16 protein-coding genes and 2 pseudogenes are annotated in these 19,290 nt (G+C 71.9%); 3 read left to right on the top strand and 15 right to left on the bottom strand.

The annotated features are described in order from the left end of the window. Window positions 1-19: 19 nt before the first annotated feature. Together glmS and E6R18_RS21315 are read right to left on the bottom strand one after the other, a co-directional pair. A complete protein-coding gene (glmS, locus tag E6R18_RS21320) occupies window positions 20-1,849 on the bottom strand; it encodes a glutamine--fructose-6-phosphate transaminase (isomerizing) (protein ID WP_136318499.1) in 1,830 nt (609 codons plus the stop codon). Window positions 1,850-1,906: 57 nt separating this feature from the next. After that, entirely contained in the window at window positions 1,907-2,182 is a 276-nt protein-coding gene (locus tag E6R18_RS21315) for a hypothetical protein (RefSeq protein ID WP_136318498.1), read from the bottom strand. A 334-nt stretch (window positions 2,183-2,516) separates the two neighbouring features. Here E6R18_RS21315 and E6R18_RS21310 point away from each other — a divergent pair, with 334 nt between their 5' ends. Then, a complete protein-coding gene (locus tag E6R18_RS21310) occupies window positions 2,517-4,178 on the top strand; it encodes a beta-N-acetylhexosaminidase (protein ID WP_168712404.1) in 1,662 nt (553 codons plus the stop codon). A gap of 111 nt (window positions 4,179-4,289) precedes the next feature. Here the strand turns inward: E6R18_RS21310 and E6R18_RS21305 are convergent, their stop codons facing one another. The 7 genes from E6R18_RS21305 to E6R18_RS21275 form a co-directional block, all read right to left on the bottom strand. Then, window positions 4,290-5,273, bottom strand: a complete 984-nt coding sequence (locus E6R18_RS21305) for an ABC transporter substrate-binding protein (RefSeq protein WP_136318549.1) — start codon at window positions 5,271-5,273, stop codon at window positions 4,290-4,292. Window positions 5,274-5,418: 145 nt separating this feature from the next. Beyond that, a complete protein-coding gene (locus E6R18_RS21300; RefSeq protein WP_136318548.1) occupies window positions 5,419-6,042 on the bottom strand; it encodes a YdcF family protein in 624 nt (207 codons plus the stop codon). 53 nt (window positions 6,043-6,095) lie between these two features. Continuing rightward, the gene (locus E6R18_RS21295; RefSeq protein ID WP_136318497.1) at window positions 6,096-6,890 is read right to left on the bottom strand and encodes a GntR family transcriptional regulator; all 795 of its coding nucleotides are present in this window, start codon (window positions 6,888-6,890) and stop codon (window positions 6,096-6,098) included. 416 nt (window positions 6,891-7,306) lie between these two features. After that, window positions 7,307-8,473 (bottom strand): acyl-CoA dehydrogenase family protein, encoded by a 1,167-nt coding sequence (locus E6R18_RS21290; RefSeq protein WP_136318496.1) that lies wholly within the window; start codon window positions 8,471-8,473, stop codon window positions 7,307-7,309. A gap of 31 nt (window positions 8,474-8,504) precedes the next feature. Continuing rightward, window positions 8,505-9,455, bottom strand: coding sequence for a hydroxymethylglutaryl-CoA lyase (locus E6R18_RS21285; protein ID WP_136318495.1), 951 nt, complete (start codon window positions 9,453-9,455; stop codon window positions 8,505-8,507). Further along, on the bottom strand, window positions 9,452-11,542 hold the full coding sequence (locus E6R18_RS21280; RefSeq protein ID WP_136318494.1) for a biotin carboxylase N-terminal domain-containing protein: 2,091 nt from the start codon (window positions 11,540-11,542) through the stop codon (window positions 9,452-9,454). The genes E6R18_RS21285 and E6R18_RS21280 overlap by 4 nt, the downstream gene beginning before the upstream one ends. Before the next feature lie 7 nt (window positions 11,543-11,549). After that, the gene (locus E6R18_RS21275; RefSeq protein ID WP_136318493.1) at window positions 11,550-13,157 is read right to left on the bottom strand and encodes a carboxyl transferase domain-containing protein; all 1,608 of its coding nucleotides are present in this window, start codon (window positions 13,155-13,157) and stop codon (window positions 11,550-11,552) included. A 120-nt stretch (window positions 13,158-13,277) separates the two neighbouring features. Here E6R18_RS21275 and E6R18_RS21270 point away from each other — a divergent pair, with 120 nt between their 5' ends. Beyond that, complete coding sequence (locus E6R18_RS21270; protein ID WP_136318492.1) at window positions 13,278-13,898, top strand: TetR/AcrR family transcriptional regulator; 621 nt, start codon at window positions 13,278-13,280, stop codon at window positions 13,896-13,898. Window positions 13,899-13,916: 18 nt separating this feature from the next. Here E6R18_RS21270 and E6R18_RS34965 read toward each other — a convergent pair. Beyond that, a pseudogene (locus E6R18_RS34965) lies at window positions 13,917-14,135 on the bottom strand (hypothetical protein); the annotation flags it as partial. Continuing rightward, a pseudogene (locus E6R18_RS21260) lies at window positions 14,132-14,368 on the bottom strand (glycosyl transferase); the annotation flags it as partial. The pseudogenes E6R18_RS21260 and E6R18_RS34965, both read right to left, overlap by 4 nt. Window positions 14,369-14,613: 245 nt before the next feature. Here E6R18_RS21260 and E6R18_RS21255 point away from each other — a divergent pair. Then, the gene (locus E6R18_RS21255; protein ID WP_136318491.1) at window positions 14,614-15,393 is read left to right on the top strand and encodes a phosphatase; all 780 of its coding nucleotides are present in this window, start codon (window positions 14,614-14,616) and stop codon (window positions 15,391-15,393) included. A gap of 106 nt (window positions 15,394-15,499) precedes the next feature. Here E6R18_RS21255 and E6R18_RS21250 read toward each other — a convergent pair whose 3' ends face one another. From E6R18_RS21250 to E6R18_RS21235, 4 genes are all read right to left on the bottom strand, one after another. Beyond that, window positions 15,500-16,507: a cation diffusion facilitator family transporter gene (locus tag E6R18_RS21250; RefSeq protein ID WP_168712402.1), complete on the bottom strand. Its 1,008-nt coding sequence runs from the start codon at window positions 16,505-16,507 to the stop codon at window positions 15,500-15,502. Between the two features lie 66 nt (window positions 16,508-16,573). Further along, window positions 16,574-17,446: an acyl-CoA thioesterase II gene (locus tag E6R18_RS21245; RefSeq protein ID WP_136318489.1), complete on the bottom strand. Its 873-nt coding sequence runs from the start codon at window positions 17,444-17,446 to the stop codon at window positions 16,574-16,576. An 18-nt stretch (window positions 17,447-17,464) separates the two neighbouring features. Beyond that, a complete protein-coding gene (locus tag E6R18_RS21240) occupies window positions 17,465-18,622 on the bottom strand; it encodes an acyl-CoA dehydrogenase family protein (protein ID WP_136318488.1) in 1,158 nt (385 codons plus the stop codon). A 201-nt stretch (window positions 18,623-18,823) separates the two neighbouring features. After that, a partial coding sequence (locus E6R18_RS21235) for a helix-turn-helix domain-containing protein (protein ID WP_240799805.1) occupies window positions 18,824-19,290 on the bottom strand: 467 nt, incomplete at its 5' end.

Here is a 19,290-nt window from a genome sequence, read left to right as displayed (position 1 = left end):
CGCCCAGCCGCCCCGCGGGTCACTCGACGGTGACGGACTTGGCCAGGTTGCGCGGCTTGTCGATGTCCCGGCCCATGGCCAGGGCCGTGTGGTACGCGAAGAGCTGGAGCGGGATGCCCATGAGGATCGGGTCCAGCTCGTTCTCGTTCTTCGGTACGACGATGGTGTGGTCGGCCTTCTCCTGGACCTGGTGGGCCACGGCGAGGATGCGGCCGCTGCGGGCCTTGATCTCCTCCATCGCGGCGCGGTTCTTCTCCAGCAGGTCGTCGTCCGGCACGATCGCCACGGTCGGCATCGCGGGCTCGATCAGCGCGAGCGGGCCGTGCTTCAGCTCGGAGGCGGGGTATGCCTCGGCATGGATGTACGAGACCTCCTTGAGCTTCAGCGAAGCCTCGCGCGCCACGGGGTAGCCGCGCACCCGGCCGATGAACATCATCGACTTGGCGTCCGCGTACTCGGCGGCCAGCCGCTTGATCTCGTCCTCGCCCGCCAGGATCTCGCTGATCTGGGCGGGCAGCTTGCGCAGGCCCTCGATGATCCGCTTGCCGTCGGCGACCGACAGGTCACGGATGCGGCCCAGGTGCAGGGCGAGCAGCGCGAAGGCGACCACGGTGTTGGTGAAGCACTTGGTGGAGACCACGCACACCTCGGGACCGGCGTGCACATACGTACCGCCGTCGGCCTCCCGGGCGATGGCGGAGCCGACCACGTTGACCACGCCGAGGACGCGCGCGCCCTTGCGCTTCAGCTCCTGGACGGCGGCCAGCACGTCGTACGTCTCGCCGGACTGGGAGACCGCGACGTACAGCGTGTCCGGGTCGACCACCGGGTTGCGGTAGCGGAACTCGGAGGCGGGCTCGGCGTCCGCGGGGATGCGGGCCAGCTCCTCGATCAGCTGGGCGCCGATCTGGCCCGCGTGGTACGAGGTGCCGCAGCCGAGGATCTTGATCCGGCGCACCCCGCGCGCCTCGCGGGCGTCCAGGTTGAGCCCGCCCAGGTGCACGGTGGAGAACCGGTCGTCGATCCGGCCGCGCAGCACCCGGTCGACGGCGTCCGCCTGCTCGGAGATCTCCTTGTGCATGTACGTGTCGTGGCCGCCCATGTCGTACGACTCGGCCTCCCACTCCACGGTGGTCGGCGTGGCCGTCGTGGTCGAGCCCTCCGTGGTGTACGTACGGAAGTCGTCGGCCTTGAGGGTGGCCATCTCGCCGTCGTCCAGGGTGACGACCTGGCGGGTGTGGGCGACCAGGGCGGCGACGTCCGAGGCGACGAACATCTCCTTCTCGCCGATGCCGAGGACGACCGGGGAGCCGTTGCGGGCCACCACGATGCGGTCGTTGAAGTCGGCGTGCAGGACCGCGATGCCGTACGTGCCCTCGACGGAGCGCAGGGCCTCGCGGACCTTCTCCTCCAGGGTCTTGGCGTCCGAGCGGGCGATCAGGTGGACCAGCACCTCGGTGTCGGTCTCGGAGAGGAAGACGACGCCCTCGGCGGTCAGCCGGGTGCGCAGCTCGGCGGCGTTGTCGATGATCCCGTTGTGGACGACGGCGACCTTGCCCTCGGCGTCCAGGTGGGGGTGGGCGTTCTCGTCGCTCGGAACGCCGTGGGTGGCCCAGCGGGTGTGGGCGATGCCGGTGGTGCCGGCGAAGCGCTTGGGGACCCGGGACTCCAGCTCGCGCACCCGGCCCTTGGCCTTGACCGACTTCAGCGCGGCGGGCCTGCCGGCCGCCGGCTTCCCGGTGATCACGATGCCCGCGGAGTCGTACCCCCGGTACTCCAGCCGCTGGAGACCCTCCAGCAGCAGCGGGGCCACGTCACGCTTTCCGATGTAACCGACGATTCCGCACATAGAGCCTTCTGCCCTCCATCGACGTACAAGTAAGTGGTACCCGGCCGTGAGGCGGCCTCAGCCGTAGACGATGCGGCGCAGCTGACGGAGCGAGAGCTCCGGGGGCGCGACCGCCCGGTGCGGCAGTTCGGCCGCGATCCGTTCGAAGATCTCCGCGTTGACCAGGCCGCCGGACTGCAGTTCGCGGTGGCGGCGGCGGACGAATGCCTCCGTCGTCTCGTCGAAGTACGCCAGCACGTCGAGGATCACCCGGGCGGCTTCACCGCGGGGGAGCGCGGTGCTGCGCACCACGTGGTCAATGAGGTCGTCGTACGACGAGCGGCGTTCGAGCACCCGTCGATACTGCGGTGGAAGGGGCCTGAGTGCAACAATTCTGCCCGATATCGGGCAGGAAGGCGGGCGAGTAGCCCTCTTTTTCGGTCTTGGGTGGATTTCGCGGGGGGTGCTTCCGGTGTCGGAGGGGGTGGTGGAGCGGCTTGGCGCGGCACTGGTCGGAGCCGATGGGGTGAATTATCCGATCAGCCGCAAAGCGCTCACCGGGTGCCGGAGCGGCCAACGCCCCTGAGTGGTCTACACCTTGACCATCCATGAGGCACGCGGTACGCATGGCGGCGGTGCGAATGGTCCAGGACCCAGCAGAGCGAACCCGTAGAAAGGGAATCGGCTTGTGAGACTCCACACGGTCCGGCGCAGTGGTCTTCCCCGTGCTCTACCCCGGCTTCTCGGCTCGCTGCTCCTCGTCGCGGCGGCCGGTGTCTCCAGCGCGTGCGCGGCCCCCGCCGCCTCCGCCGCCGACAGCGCCGGAACGGTCTGGGCGCCCCGGCCCCTCGGCCAGGTGGTGCCCGCCCCCGCCTCGGTGAGACCGGGCGGCTCCCCGTACCTCCTCACCGGCGCCACCCGCATCCGGGCCATCGGCGTCTCCGGCGAGGCCCGCAAGGTCGGCGAATACCTGGCCGGCCTGCTGCGCCCCTCCACCGGGTACGCCCTGCCCGTCACCGACAGCGACGCCGCCGACGGCATCCGGCTCCGGCTCGACCCCCGCGCCGGCAAGCTGGGCGCCGAGGGTTACACCCTCACCTCGGGGAGCGGTTCCGTCACCATCACCGCCCGGCAGCCCGCAGGGCTCTTCCACGGCGTCCAGACGCTGCGTCAGCTGCTGCCGGCCCAGGTGGAGCGCGACAGCCCCCAGAAGGCGCAGTGGCGGGTCGCGGGCGGCAGCATCACCGACACCCCGCGCTACGCCTACCGCGGCGCGATGCTCGACGTCTCACGGCACTTCTTCTCGGTCGCCGAGGTGAAGCGTTACATCGACCAGGTCGCGCAGTACAAGATCAACACCTTCCACATCCACCTCTCCGACGACCAGGGCTGGCGCATCGCCGTCGACTCCTGGCCGAAGCTGGCCACGTACGGCGGCTCCACGGAGGTCGGCGGCGGGACCGGCGGCTACTACACCAAGGCCCAGTACCAGGAGATCGTGCGGTACGCGGCCTCCCGCTACCTGGAGGTGGTGCCGGAGATCGACATGCCCGGCCACACCAACGCCGCCCTCGCCTCGTACGCCGAGCTGAACTGCGACGGCGTCGCGCCGCCGCTCTACACCGGGATCAAGGTCGGCTTCAGCTCCCTGTGCGCCGGCAAGGACGTCACGTACGACTTCATCGACGACGTCGTGCGCGAGGTGGCCGCGCTCACCCCCGGCCGGTACTTCCACATCGGCGGTGACGAGGCGCACTCCACCAGCCACGAGGACTACGTCACGATCATGGAGCGGGCCCAGGCGGTCGTCGGGAAGTACGGCAAGACCGTGATGGGCTGGCACCAGCTGACCGGCGCCGACCCGGTCAAGGGGGCGGTCGCCCAGTACTGGGGCTACGACGCCACGAGCGCCGCGGACCGCCAGCAGGTGGTGGACGCGGCGAAGAAGGGCACCAAGCTGGTGCTCTCCCCGGCGGACCGGGTGTACCTCGACATGAAGTACAACGACCAGACCGAACTGGGCCTGAAGTGGGCCGGACTGGTCGAGGTCCAGCGCTCCTACGACTGGGACCCGGCGACCTATCTCACCGGCACGCCCGAGAGCGCGGTGCTCGGCGTCGAGGCGCCGATCTGGTCGGAGACGCTGACCGACAGCGACGACATCGACGCGATGGCGTTCCCTAGGCTGCCCGGCGCGGCCGAGCTGGGCTGGTCGCCGGCCTCGACGCACGACTGGAACACCTACAAGGTGCGGCTGGCCGCTCTCGGGGAGCGGTTCACCGCGCAGGGGATCGACTACTACCGCTCGCCCCAGGTCCCGTGGCCGGCGTCGGAGACGGCCGGGAAGTGACACGGCGCCGCCCGGCGGCCGGGAGCGGGTGCCCCGGCCGCCGCGGGGTGACATGACGGAGGCCGGGGGCCATGTGCCCCCGGCCCGCCGCACGGACTCGGTCCGCCGGTGTCAGGCGACCTTCCTGGCGTCCTCGATGGCCTTCGCGAGGTCTTCCAGGATCGGCGCGCACTTGTCGTAGCTGTAGATCGGCTCGGTGGTGCGCGGGACGACCTGGCCCGCCTTGACGGCCGGCAGCTGCGTCCAGGTCGGCTTGGAGGTCAGCGCGTCCGGCTGGAGGGCCGAGGAGCGGTTGTCCATCATGATGATGTCGGCGTCGTACTTGTCGACGTTCTCCCAGCTCAGGTTCTCGAAGAAGCCCGCCTTGTCCACCTTCGGCTCGACGAAGTCCACGCCCAGCTCCTGGAAGTACAGGGTGTCGGCGGACATCTTGGCGAGCGAGACGTAGAACAGGTCCTGGCTGGCCGAGCCGATCATGACCTTGATGTTCGGCTTGGACTTCGCGGCGGCGCGCAGCCGGGCCGCGGCCTTATCGAAGCGGGCCTTCGCGGCGGTGACCTTCGCGGCCTTGACGTCGGCGCCGAGCGAGGCCGCGAGGTCCTCGTGGCGCTGGATCGCCTTCGGGATCGTGGTCTGGGCGGCCCACAGGGCGACGCTCGGGGCCAGCTTGAGGATCTTGTCCTTGGACTGGTCCGGCACGTACCAGAGGGCGTCCTTCTCCCACATCGCGGTGACCAGCAGCTCCGGGCCGAGCGCCGCGTACTTCTCGACGTTGAACTCGCCCCAGACGTTGCCCAGGATCTCGACCTTGCCGATGTCCAGGTCGCCGGCCTGCACATCGGCCTTGCCGTCCTTGGTCTTCGTCGGGCCGAAGACGGCCTTGACCTCGATGCCGTAGTCGTGGAGGGCGGCGGCGACACCGGTGAAGGCGACGATGTTCTTCGGCACGGACTTCGCCTCGGCGGTCTGCCCGCGGTCGTCCTTGAACTTCCAGGTCCCGGCGGCGGCGCTCTTGGAACCGGTGGCGGCGGAGTCCTTCGAGTCGCTGTCGCCGCAGGCCGCGAGCGCGGCGCCGAGACCTATGGCGCCGCCCATGGCCAGCAGGCCACGGCGGGTGGGGCGGGAGGCTCGGGCAGTGCGCATGACGGAATCCGCTTTCGTACGAGCCGGAGACCGGCAGGTGACACGTTAAAGGGAAGGCTAGCCTAACCTCGTCACGGTTCGGTGCCGGGTGCCCCGCTCACGCCTCAGCGGCCGGGACGCCGGCCCCGCCCACGATGAGCCGGCTCGTGAACCCGGCCCGGCACAGCCGCTCGTACGCGGCGGCGACCTCGGCGGGGACGGGATCGGCGGCCATGAAGCCCCGGGCCGGGTAGATCAGCAGGCGCTGCAAGGCGCCGACCAGCATGTCGATGACCATGCGGTCGTCCTGCACGGAGGCCAGGTACTGCTCGAACGTGACCGGCTCCGACGCGCTCACGAAGGTGACGCCCGGCCAGAGCCTGCGCGCCGTGGCATGGGCGCGCCGTTCCTCGTACGGCTTGCTGACCAGCAGTACGGACGAGACCGGGACGCCCGCCTCGTCGAGGACCGCCCGCGAGAAGCGGATGTTCTCCCCTGTGTTGCGGGCGCGCGGTTCGATGAGCACCGCATGGTCGGGGACGCCGAGTCCGAGTGCCCGTTCCCGGTAGTGCACGGCCTCGCCGCGCGGCATGCGCGCCCGCGTGGTGGGGCTGGTGGCGCCGGTGAACAGGATGAGGGGCGCCATGCCGCGCCGGTAGAGGCACGCGGTCGCGTCGGCGACCCCGAGGTCATGGCTTCCGAGGCCGATCGCCACCGAGCAGGGGCGCGGGTCGTGGTGCATCAGGTGGTGCTCCCACAGGAGCCGGGCATCCGACCACGACTGGGAGGAGACGGTCACGCGGGGCGGCCTTCGCCGTGGGCCGAGTCCGGAACCTCGAAGTCGTACGACCAGGTGAATCGTGAGGCCGCGTGCACTCCTATCGCGAACTCGACGACGGTACCGTCGGCCGTGTACGCGGTCCTGTGCAATTCCACCACCGGCTCGCCTCCGGCCAGCATGAGCAACTTCGACTCCTCGGGGGTCGCGACGCGCGCGAAGAGTTCCTCGCGCATGCGGTCGATCTCGTAGCCCGCGTCGTAGAGCACGCGGAAGCCGCCGCCGCGGCCCGCGGGGCCCGGGACGGGGTCGACCAGGCGCGTGCCCTCGACATGCTCGGGGCGGTAGTAGCTGGTCAGCGTGTGCGTCGGTTGTCCGGCCTCTCGTACGACGCGTGCGCGGGCGTACACGAGGGAGCCGGGAGCCAGTCCGTGCGCGGCAGCGGCGGCGGGTGGCGCCTCGACCCGCTTCACCGTCTGCGTCTGGTCGTCACGTTTGTGGGCGCGCCCGGAAGCCACGCGGTCGGCGATGAACGCGACCTCGTCGCCGTCGCGCCACTCGGCCTTGTCGTACCGGCTGACGCCGAGACGCTTGAGCGGAGGCCGTTGCCGTACGACTGTGCCGTGTCCGCGCGACGAGGTGACCAGCCCCTCGGCCTCCAGGGCCCGGTATGCCGCGTGGACCGTGGACTTGGAGCCCTCACCCGCTTCGACGAGATCCCTGATGTGCGGCAGTCGGTCCCCCGGGGAGTAGGCGCCGCTCCGGATCCGGTCGGCCAGCCTGTCCGCCAACTCCCGCCACTTGGGCGCCATGCGCAACTCCTCTCGCGACGTCTCAAGGAGCAGTCAAGCACAGCACCGAGGAGGTTGACAGTCCCAGGACTGTGGACCACTATCGACCCCAATGGGGCGTAATCCCAGGACTGCGGTGCAATTGAGAGGTGTGGTGCCATGACGGCCGGCAGCAAGGCGTGACAGGGTCTGTCCCGGTTAACGGAGCGATTCGGGAGGGACGGCGTCCTCATCGTCCCGACAACCGATTCGGGGGCGGAGGGAGCCGACCTCGTGCCCGGTGCGGCGCTCCGCCGGCCTCCGTGCGAGTGCGGGCACTCGTTGTGCCCCGACTACGTGCCGGAGGACGAGGACTGAGGGGGCCGGCCCACGCGGGGCCGAATGGCCGATCGGGGGCCCGGTGCCGGACCCCCGACCGACGTGCTCGGCCCCGTTTCTCAGGCTTGGAGGCCCAGCTCGCGGGCGATCAGCATGCGCTGGACCTCGCTGGTGCCCTCGCCGATCTCCAGGATCTTGGAGTCGCGCCACATCCGGGCCACCGGGTACTCGTTCATGAAGCCGTAGCCGCCGTGGATCTGGGTCGCCTCGCGGGCGTTGTCCACGGCCACGGTCGAGGAGTACAGCTTGGCGATGGCCGCCTCCTTCTTGAACGGCTCGCCCGCCAGCAGCCGGGAGGCCGCGTCCCGCCAGCCGACGCGGGCCATGTGCGCCCGCGTCTCCATGTCCGCGATCTTGAACTGGATGGCCTGGTTGGCGCCGATCGGCTTGCCGAAGGCGTGCCGCTCGGCGGCGTACTTGACCGACTCGTCCACACAGCCCTGCGCCAGGCCCGTCGAGAGCGCCGAAATGGCGATCCGGCCCTCGTCCAGGATGCGCAGGAACTGGGCGTAGCCCCGGCCCTCCTCGCCCAGCAGGTTCTCCAGGGGGACGCGCACGTCGGCGAAGGACAGCTCGCGGGTGTCCGAGGCGTTCCAGCCGACCTTGGAGTAGGGGGCGGCGACCGTGAAGCCGGGGGTGCCGGACGGGACGATGATCGAGGAGATCAGCGGGGCGCCGTTCTCCTTGCGGCCGGTCACCGCCGTGACGGTCACCAACTCGGTGATGTCCGTACCGGAGTTGGTGATGAAGCACTTGGAGCCGTTGATCACCCACTCGCCCGTCGCCTCGTCGCGCACGGCCGTCGTCCGGGTGCCGCCCGCGTCCGAACCGCCGTCCGGCTCGGTCAGGCCGAACGCGCCCAGCGCCTCGCCCGAACAGAGCCTCGGCAGCCACCGCCGCTTCTGCTCCTCGGTGCCGAAGCGGTACACCGGCATCGCGCCCAGCGAGACCCCGGCCTCCAGCGTGATCGCCACCGAGGAGTCGACCCGGGCCAGCTCCTCCAGGGCGATGCCGAGCGCGAGGTAGTCGCCGCCCATCCCGCCGTACTCCTCCGGGAAGGGCAGCCCGAACAGGCCCATCCGCCCCATCTCGCGCACGATCTCGTACGGGAACTCGTGCCGCTCGTAGAAGTCGCCGATCTTCGGGGCGACGACGTCGTGCGCGAACTCCTCGACGGTGCGGCGCAGTTCCTCGTGCTCGGCGGTCAGCCGGTGGTCCAGGGACATGGGGACGTTCACTCCTTGTGGGACGGGACGTTCACGGCGTCGCGAGCGCGCGGACGGTACGGGACGGGCTGGGTCGGCCCAGGTGTCCGGCGAGCCACACGCTGGTGGCGGTGAGCTCGTCGAGGTCGACCCCGGTTTCGATGCCGAGGCCGTCGAGCATCCACACGAGATCCTCGGTGGCGAGGTTTCCGGTCGCGCTCTTCGCGTACGGGCAGCCGCCGAGGCCGCCGGCCGAGGCGTCCACCGTGGACACCCCGTGCCGCAGCGCCGCGAGGGTGTTGGACAGGGCCTGCCCGTACGTGTCGTGGAAGTGCACGCCGATCGCGCCGGTGTCCACCCCGGCCTCGTTCAGCCCGGTCAGCAGGGCCTGTACGTGGCCGGGGGTGGCGACGCCGATGGTGTCCCCGAGCGACAGTTCGTCGCAGCCGAGGTCCATCAGCGCCTTCGCCACCCGTACGACCTGGCCGACCGGGACGGGCCCCTCCCACGGGTCGCCGAAGCACATCGACAGGTAGCCGCGCACGTGCACGGCCTCGGCCTTGGCGCGGGCCACCACGGGCTCGAACATGGCCAGCGACTCGTCGACCGTGCGGTTCAGGTTGCGGGCGGCGAACGTCTCGGTCGCGGAGCCGAACACGGCGATGTGGCGGGCCCCGAGCGCCAGGGCCCGGTCGAGCCCGCGCTCGTTCGGCACGAGGACCGGCAGCGCCACGTCGCCCACGTCCCCGATGTCACCGAGCATCGGGAACAGTTGCTCGGCGTCGGCGAGCTGGGGCACCCACTTGGGGTGCACGAAGCTCGTCGCCTCGATCGTGGTCAGCCCGGCGACCGCGAGCCGGCGGATGAACTCCGCCTTCACCTCGGTGGGCACGACCGTCTTCTCGTTCTGGAGTCCGTCGCGGGCGCCGACCTCGTGGATGCGGACCCGGGCGGGCAGGCCATCGGCGGGCACGGTCATCGGCAGGGTGCGGGCGGTCGTCATGCGTCCTCCCCGGCGACGGGGACCACGACCGCCAGTACCTGGTCCATGGCGACCGTGGCCCCGGCCGTGACATCGAGTTCGGTGACGGTGCCGGCGTGCGGGGCGGAGATGACGTGCTCCATCTTCATCGCCTCCACCACCAGCAGGCTCTGCCCGGCGACGACCTCGTCCCCGACCGCCACCTTGACCACCGTGACGGTGCCCGGCATGGGCGCGGCGAGCGTGTCGGCGCCGGAGCGGGCCGCGCCGGTCAGCGACGCCTCCACCGGGTCGTGGTCCCGTACGTGCCAGCTGTCGCCGTCCCGGCCGAGCCAGTGCCCCTCCGGGGAGGCGGCGTACGCGAACACATGGGTGACCCCGGCGAGTTCGAGCGTGATGCGGCCGTCCTCCACCGCGAGCGTCCGGGCCGTCTCCGGGCCGCCGGGCAGCGGTCCGAGCGGGCCGCAGGCCCCCGATTCCGGGGCCGGGGGCTGCGCGCCCTCGCCGACATGGCCGAAGGTCAGCTCCGTGGACCCGCCGCCGCACGACCGCAGGCCCACCTGGACCGGGTCGTGGCCGGGGATGTGGAAGTCCCGCAGCGTCCGGGCCGGGGTGGAGCCGAGCCGCCAGCCGTCACCGGCCGAGAACGGGTCGGCCCAGGCGCCGGCGCGGGCGCGGGCGGCGGCGGACGCGGTGTGCTGCCGCAGCAGAGCGGCCGCCGCGTACACCTCCTCCGGCACGCCCTCGGGGACCAGCGCGGGCGCCTCGCGCTCCACCAGGCCGGTGTCCAGCTCGCCCGCCACCACCGCCGGGTGGCCGAGCAGCCGGCGCAGGAAGCCCGCGTTGACCGGGACGCCGAGGACGACGGTGTCCGCGAGCGCGGCCCGCAGCCGGCGCAGGGCGGTCGCCCGGTCGGGGCCGTACGCGATGACCTTGGACAGCATCGGGTCGTACAGGCTGCCGACCTCGCCGCCCTCGGCGAGCCCCGAGTCGGTCCGCACCCCGCCGCCCTGCGGCTCGCGCAGCGCCAGCACGGTCCCGCCCGAGGGCAGGAAGCCGCGCGCCGGGTCCTCGGCGCAGACCCGGGCCTCGACGGCGTGCCCGGTGAGCGTGATGTCGTCCTGCCCGTACGGCAGCCGCTCACCGGCGGCGACCCGCAGCTGCCACTCCACCAGGTCCAGGCCGGTGACCAGCTCGGTCACCGGGTGTTCGACCTGGAGGCGGGTGTTCATCTCCATGAAGTAGTACGAGGACGGGTCGCTGCCCGGGACGATGAACTCCACCGTGCCCGCGCCGACGTACCCGCAGGAGCGGGCCGCCTGGACGGCCGCCTCGCCCATCGCCGCCCGGGTCCCCTCGTCGAGCAGGACGGACGGCGCCTCCTCGATGATCTTCTGGTGGCGGCGCTGGAGCGAGCACTCGCGCTCGCCGAGGTGCACCACGTGGCCGTGGGCGTCGGCCAGCACCTGGATCTCGATGTGGCGCGGCCGGTCGATCCACCGCTCCACGAGCAGCGTGTCGTCCCCGAAGGACGCGCGCGCCTCGCGCCGGGCCGCCGCGATCTCGTCCGCGAGCAGCACCGCGTCCCGCACCAGGCGCATGCCCTTGCCGCCGCCGCCCGCCGAGGGCTTCAGCAGCACCGGCATGCCGATCCCGGCAGCAGCGTCCGCCAGCTCGCCGTCGCTCAGCCCGCTGCCGGACGACCCGGGCACCACCGGCACACCGGCCGCCGCGACCGTCTCCTTGGCCCGGATCTTGTCGCCCATCAGGGAGATCGCGGTGGCGGGCGGCCCGATGAAGACGAGCCCCGCCTCCGCGCACGCCCGGGCGAAGGCGGCGTTCTCCGCGAGGAAGCCGTAGCCGGGGTGGACGGCCTGCGCGCCGGTGCGGCGGGCCGCCTCCAGGAGCCGGTCCGCGCTCAGATAGCTCTCCGATGCGGGCGCGGGCCCGATCCGCACCGCCGTGTCGGCCTCCCGTACGTGCCGCGCCTCGGCGTCCGCGTCGCTGAAGACGGCGACCGAGCGCACGCCCAGCTCGCGCAGGGTCCGGATGACCCGGACCGCGATCTCGCCCCGGTTGGCGACGAGGACCGTGTCGAACATCGTCATCTCTTCCTCACATCCGGAAGACGCCGAAGCCGGCGTCGCCCAAGGGTGCGTTGGCGCACGCGGTCAGGGCGAGCCCCAGCACCTGCCGGGTCTCCAGCGGGTCGATCACGCCGTCGTCCCAGAGCCGGGCCGTGGCGTAGTACACGCTGCCCTGGGTCTCGTACTGCTCGCGGATCGGGGCCTTGAAGGCTTCCTCGTCCTCGGCGCTCCAGCCGTCGCCCAGCTGGTCGCGCTTGACGGTGGCGAGGACGGAGGCGGCCTGCTCGCCGCCCATGACGGAGATCTTCGCGTTGGGCCACATCCACAGGAAGCGCGGGCTGTAGGCCCGGCCGCACATGGAGTAGTTGCCCGCCCCGTACGAGCCGCCGACCACCACGGTCAGCTTCGGCACGCGGGTGCAGGCGACGGCGGTGACCATCTTCGCGCCATGCTTGGCGATGCCGCCGGCCTCGTAGTCCCGGCCGACCATGAAGCCCGAGATGTTCTGGAGGAAGACCAGCGGGATGCCGCGCTGGTCGCACAGCTCGATGAAGTGCGCGCCCTTCTGGGCGGACTCGGAGAACAGGATGCCGTTGTTGGCGACGATGCCGACCGGGTGGCCGTGGATGTGGGCGAAACCGGTGATCAGCGTCGTCCCGTACTCCGCCTTGAACTCCGCGAACCGCGAGCCGTCCACCACCCGGGCGATCACCTCCCGCACGTCGTACGGGGTGCGCGAGTCGACGGGCACCGCCCCGTACAGACCGGCCGGGTCCACCTTCGGCTCGTCCACCGGCCGCACCGACCACGGCAGCGGGCCCCGGTCCGGCAGCGTCGCCACGATGTTCCGCACGATCCGCAGCGCGTGCGCGTCGTCCTCCGCCAGGTGGTCGGTGACCCCGGACGTACGGGAGTGCACCTCGCCGCCGCCCAGCTCCTCGGCCGTGACCACCTCACCGGTCGCGGCCTTCACCAGCGGCGGGCCGCCCAGGAAGATCGTGCCCTGGTTGCGGACGATGACGGCCTCGTCGCTCATCGCCGGGACGTACGCCCCGCCGGCCGTGCACGAACCCAGCACCGCCGCGATCTGCGGGATGCCGGCCCCGGACATCCGGGCCTGGTTGTAGAAGATCCGCCCGAAGTGCTCCCGGTCGGGGAACACCTCGTCCTGCAACGGCAGGAAGGCGCCGCCGGAGTCCACCAGGTACAGGCACGGCAGCCGGTTCTCCAGCGCCACCTCCTGGGCGCGCAGATGCTTCTTCACGGTCATCGGGTAGTACGTGCCGCCCTTGACGGTCGCGTCATTGGCGACGATCACGCACTCCCGGCCGCTGACCCGGCCGATCCCGGCGATCACCCCGGCGGCCGGCGCGGCGCCCCCGTACAGCCCATCGGCCGCCAGCGGGGCCAGCTCCAGGAAGGGCGAACCCGGGTCGAGCAGGGTGTCCACCCGCTCCCGGGGCAGCAGCTTGCCGCGCGCCACATGCCGGGCGCGGGCCTTCTCACCCCCGCCGAGCCTGGCCGTGGCGAGCCGCTTGCGCAGCTCGTCGGCGAGCGCGTGATGCGCCGCCTCGTTGGCCTGCCAGGCCCCCGAGGCGGGATCGGCCGCGCTCGCCAGCACCGGTGCCTGCTGCATCCTGTCGAGCCCCCTTGCCCGTACCGCAGTGTGTGGATCGGCGTCAACGCGACGTGTTAATGACCGTTAACGTGTCCACAGGTTAACGACCGCTAACCCGCCTGTCTAGAATGGCTGCTCATGAGCACCCATGCCGCCGCCCGCGTCGCGGCTCCCACCCGGCGCGAGCAGATCCTCCGGGAGGCCGCCCGCCTCTTCGCCGAGCGCGGCTTCCACGGGGTCGGCGTCGACGAGATAGGGGCCGCCGTCGGCATCAGCGGACCCGGCCTCTACCGGCACTTCCCCGGCAAGGACGCGATGCTCGCCGAACTCCTCGTCGGCATCAGCGAACGGCTGCTGGCCGGCGGGGAGCTCCGGGTGTCCGAGGACGCCGCCTCCGGCGACGGATCGCCCGAGGCCCTGCTGGACGCGCTCATCGAGGGCCACATCGACTTCGCCCTCGACGACCGCCCCCTGATCACCCTGCACGACCGCGAGCTGGACCGCCTGCGAGACACCGAACGCAAGCGGGTGCGCCGCCTCCAGCGGCAGTACGTCGAGGTCTGGGTCGCCGTCGTCCGCGACCTCTACCCGGACCTCCCCGAGCACGAGGCCCGCGCCGCCGTCCACGCCGTCTTCGGCCTGCTGAACTCCACCCCGCACCTCGGGCGCCCCGGCGCCCTGCCGGACCGCACCGAGACGGCCGCCCTGCTGCACCGCCTCGCCCGGGGCGCCTTCGCGGCGGCGGGGGAGCGGGGTTAGGAAGCCCCTCCCGGGGCGCCCCTCCCGGGACGACACGGTGACCCGTGCGACCCGCTTCGGGTGCCCGGGTTCCGTGGCGGGGCCCGGCGTGGCACCGTCGGCGGCCGGCGGCGCGCCGCCCATGGCCACGTCCAGGATCAGGAACTGCCCGCGGTTCAGGGCCTCGTCCCAGGTGGCCGCGTCCATCGCGGACGCCTTCACCCGGTGGTACGGCCGGCCGTCCAGGGACCAGCGGACAGCCGGCGGGCGCGCAGGCTGTCGACCGACGAGAGCGCGAGCGCGAGGACGTGCAGGGAGAGCACCGCGAGAAGGGCCCAGAGGGCCGGGGTGCGCAGGGCGAAGGCGAGCATGGTCGCCGCCGTGAGCACGAAGGCGAGCGAGGAGCTGATCGGTACCCAGCGGCGCTGCGGCCCGAAGTGCCGATAGGGCTCATCATCGGACGGAGGTTGCGGCAAGTGACGCGTGGTCATAAAGCCCCCCCCGGCTGCGCATGTCCCGGTATCAGGCGCCCCACCCTGGCACCAAAGGTATAGACCACTTGCCGTCCGCCGGGGAATGAAACACCGGATTGGCGCAAAGTGAGTGGTCTGGACCTATTTCACGCCGGGGGCCGGGTGGAGCGGAAAGTGCCAGGTCACAGGCGGATGAACGGTCGCCCAACATCCAGGTACCGGACGCCGGGCACGCTGCGCACACGCCACGGCACAATGGGCCCATGCCGATACCCAGCCGCGCCGCCCTCGTCGAACACCTCGTCCGCACGCGCATCGCGGGAGACGTCGCCACCCCGCGCGACAACAACCTCTCCCACTACCGCAGGCTCGCCAACGGCGACCGGCACTACTGGCTGGGTCTCGAACTGGGCGACCGCTGGCGCGACGAGCAGGACGTGCTGGCGGTGATGGCCGAGCGGTGCGGGGTCAGCGACGACCCGGAGCACCGGTTCGGGCAGGACACCATCGACCCCGAGCTGACCGTCGCCGCCCTGGACCGGGCCGCCGCCCGGCTGCGGAAGGCCGCCGACGGGGCGCAGCGGGTCCTGTTCGCCACCGGCCACCCCGGCGGCCTGCTGGACGTCCACCGGCAGACGGCGGCGGCGCTGCGGGCGACCGGCTGCGAGATCGTACGGATTCCGTCCGGGCTTATGGCGGACGAGGGCATGGTCTTCCAGTTCGCGGACGTCGCCGTCCAGGAGCGCGGGGCCACCCTCTGGCACACCCACTCCCCGGCCCCGATGGCGGCGATCCTCGACGGCCTGGAGCGGGAGGGCCGGCCGCTGCCGGACCTGGTCGTCGCCGACCACGGCTGGGCCGGGTGCGCGGCGCAGCGCGGCCTGGACGCCATCGGGTACGCGGACTGCAACGACCCCGCCCTGTTCCTGGGGGAGTCCGAGGGCACCCTCCAGGTGGCCGTGCCCCTGGACGACCACGTCCTGGACCCGCGTTTCTACGACCCGATGACGGACTACCTGCTGGACGCGGCCGGGCTGCTCTGAGGGCCGTCCTCGGCGTGGGTGGCGCGGTGCACTGCCGCAGCAACACCCGCACCCGCCGCCGCAGCCGCGAGGGCGGCACCTGCTCCAGCTCGGCCCGGCTGAGCGGTCAGGGGCCCCGCTCCCCGTCCCCCTCGCCGGGCACGGCCGTCGGATCGTCTCCGGCGGCCCGGATCCGGCGCCGCTGCTCCCGCCCCGAAGTCGGGTCCAGGTACACCCGCTTGATCGACGCGTACCGCTCCCGCAGCCGCCGCTCGGCCAGCTCGCTGGCCGATTCGACCTGCTCGGCGCTGACCGTGTCCAGGAAGTCGACCTTCGCGGCGACCAGGGTCTCGTCCGGCCCCTGGATGAGCGTGGTCAGCTCCAGTACGGAGATGACGTGCGGCACCGAGAGCAGTTCTTGCCGGATGCCCTCCCGCATCGGCGCCGACACCGGCCGGCCGATCAGCAGCTGGGCGTTGGACCGGCCGAGCACCCAGGCCACGTACACCAGCAGCACCCCGATCAGCAGGGACGCGATGCCGTCCCAGACCCCGGAGCCCGTCAGCTGGCCGCCGAGCAGCCCGCCCGCCGCCAGGAGCAGCCCGACCAGGGCCGCCGAGTCCTCCATCACCACGGCCTTGACGGCGGTGTCCGGGGTGCGCCGGAAGTAGTGCCTGGCGGGCGCGCCCAGCCGGCCGGCCTCGCCGCGCACCTGCTTCAGCCCGGTCCGCAGCGAGAACCCCTCCAGCAGGAAGGCGACGACGAGCACCAGGTACGAGAGCAGCGGACTGCCGAGGTCCTCGCCCGCGAGCAGGGTGTGCACACCGTCGTAGATCGAGAAGACCGCACCGCCGACGAAGGTGGCCACGGAGGCGAGCAGCGCCCAGACGTACCGCTCGGGGCCGTACCCCAGCGGATGGTCCTCGTCGGCCGGCTTCTCGCTGCGCTTGAGCGCGGTGAGAAGCAGCACCTCGGTGACGGTGTCGGCGACGGAGTGGGCCGCCTCGGAGAGCATCGCGCTCGATCCGCTGATCAGCCCGGCGACCGCCTTCGCCACGGCGATGCCGAGATTGGCGAGCGCCGCGACGACGACGGTGAACGTGGACCCCCCGCCACTGCTTTTCGCGTCAGTCATGCTGGGGAGTATGTCCGCAGCCGGGCCGCTCATGTCCGACGCGCGGCCGGGGGCCCGGGTGACCGGTCACCGGGGGACGCGGACGACACCCTCCTGGATGACGGTGATCGCCAGGCGCCCGTCCTGGGTGTGGATGCGGGCCTGGCCGAGCCCGCGCCCGCCGGACGCGGACGGCGACTCCTGGTCGTACAGCAGCCACTCGTCGGCCCGGAAGGGCCGGTGGAACCACATCGCGTGGTCCAGGCTCGCCCCCACCACATCGCCGACCGCCCAGCCGCCGCGCCCGTGGGCGAGGAGGACGGAGTCGAGCAGCGTCATGTCGGAGACGTACGTGGCCATGCAGACGTGCAGCAGCGGATCGTCGGCCAGCTTGCCGTTGGTGCGGAACCACACCTGCGAGCGCGGCTCGCGCGGCTCACCGACCGTGCCGAACGGCGGCTCGTCCACGTACCGCAGATCGACGGCCGCCCGCGCCTCGATGAGCCGGTCCACGACCCCGGGGCCGCTGAACCGGTCGGCGTAGCGGGGCAGCATCTCGGCGGCCGTGGGCAGCGTCTCGGGATCGGGCGCGGCCGGCATGTCCGCCTGGTGCTCAAGCCCGTCCTCGTACGTCTGGAACGAGGCGGAGAGGTGGAAGATCGGCTGCCCGTGCTGGACGGCGACGACCCGCCGGGTGGTGAAGGACCGGCCGTCGCGGATGCGGTCGACGGTGTAGACGATCGGCGCGCCCGGGTCGCCCGCGCGCAGGAAGTACGCGTGCAGGGAGTGGGCGGACCTCTCGGCGGGGACGGTGCGGCCCGCGGCGACGAGCGCCTGGGCCGCGACCTGTCCGCCGAAGACCCGGGGCACGAGCGCGGAACGGCTGGTGCCCCGGAAGATGTCCTGCTCGATCTGCTCCAGGTCGAGCAGATCGAGCAGGGAATCGAGTGCGGTGCTCATGGAGGGAACGTAGCCGCTCTACAGACCCATGGACTTGGCGATGATCGACTTCATGACCTCGCTGGTGCCGCCGTAGATGCGGTTGACCCGGTTGTCCGCGTAGAGGCGGGCGATCGGGTACTCGTTCATGAAGCCGTAGCCGCCGTGCAGCTGGAGGCAGCGGTCGATCACGCGGTGCGCGACCTCGGTGCAGAACAGCTTCGCGGATGCGGCCTCGGCGGCGGTCAGCTCACCGGCGTCCAGCGCCTCCAGCGCCCGGTCTGCGACGGCCTGGGCCGCGTCGACCTCGGCCTGGCAGGCGGCCAGCTCGAACTTGGTGTTCTGGAACGAGGCGACGGTCTTGCCGAAGACGGTGCGGTCCTGCACGTACTCCTTGGCGAACCGCACGGCGGCCGCGGCCTGCGCGTAGGCGCCGAAGGCGATGCCCCAGCGCTCGGAGGCCAGGTTGGTGCCGAGGTAGCCGAAGCCCTTGTTCTCCTCGCCGAGCAGGTCCTCGGCCGGCACCTTGACGTCGACGAACGCCAGCTCGGCGGTGTCCGACACCCGCAGCCCCAGCTTGTCGAGCTTGCGGCCGACGGAGTAGCCCTCGGACTTGGTGTCCACGGCGAACAGCGAGATGCCGAAGCGGCGGTCGTCCTCGCGAGGGGCGGAGGTCCGGGCGCAGACGATCACGCGGTCCGCGTGCACACCGCCGGTGATGAAGGTCTTGGCGCCGTTGAGGACGTAGTGCGTGCCGTCCTCGGAGAGCTTGGCGGTGGTCTTCATGCCCGCGACGTCCGACCCGGTGCCCGGCTCGGTCATCGCGAGGGCCCACATCTCCTCACCGCTGACGAACTTCGGCAGCCAGCGCTTCTTCTGCTCGCCGGTGGCGAGCATCTTGATGTACGGCAGGCCGAGCAGCGTGTGCACGCCGGACCCGCCGAAGGAGACGCCCGCCCGAGCGGTCTCCTCGTAGATGACCGCCTCGTACTTGTGCGAGTCGATGCCCGCCCCGTCGTACTCCTCGTCGACCGTGATCCCGAAGACGCCCAGCTCCGCGAGCTTGAGATAGAAGTCGCGCGGCGCCTGCCCCGCGGCGAACCACTCGTCGTACACGGGCACGACCTCGGCCGCGATGAAGGCGCGGATGGTCTCCCGGAACGCCTCGTGGTCCTCGTTGAATACCGTACGGCGCACGGGGTGCCTCCCTGATCGGCGATCTCGGCTGCTGCGGTCTGCCGGACTCTGGTGCGGTCCATTTTCCGACATGGCTAAGCGCTTGCTCAGCCTTGGTTAAAAGTTACCCGGCGGTCACGGCGCTGTCCAGGGTGATGCTGAGCACGCGGGGTGAGGGAGGGGGCTGCCCCTTGATCGCGCAGGTGCGGCCCTTGCCCGCACTCACCCCTGCCGCAGCGCCAGCCACAACTCCGTGCGTACGTCCATCGCGTCCAGGTCCATCCCCAGCAACTCCCCGCACCGCGCGATCCGTTGGCGGACGGTGTTGCGGTGGACGGACAGGGCCACCGCCGTCCGGTCCCAGCTGCCGTGCAGGGCGAGCCAGCAGCGCAGGGTCTCGGCGAGCGGCGCGGTGAGCGGGGCGAGGAGCGCGCGGGCGTGGGCGGCCGCCGGGCCGGGCGGGAGGAGGGCGGCGAGGCCGGTGAGCGGGGTCTCCGTGTGCAGCGGGGCGCGGGTCGCCTCCGCGTGGGCCAGGGCGCGGGCCGCCCCGGTGTCGGCGTCGGCCCTGCGCATGCCGCGTTCGAAGGCGGGGACCGCGGTGTTGCGGCCCCAGGCGGCGTCGGAGTCGTATCCGGCGCAGCCGCCGGGAAGCTTGCCGGGGAACTTCGGGTTGTCGTAGAAGTCCGGGC

It is taken from the genome of Streptomyces sp. A1277, assembly GCF_004795015.1.
Lineage (GTDB): Bacteria > Actinomycetota > Actinomycetes > Streptomycetales > Streptomycetaceae > Streptomyces.
This window is presented reverse-complemented; position numbering and strand designations above follow the sequence as displayed.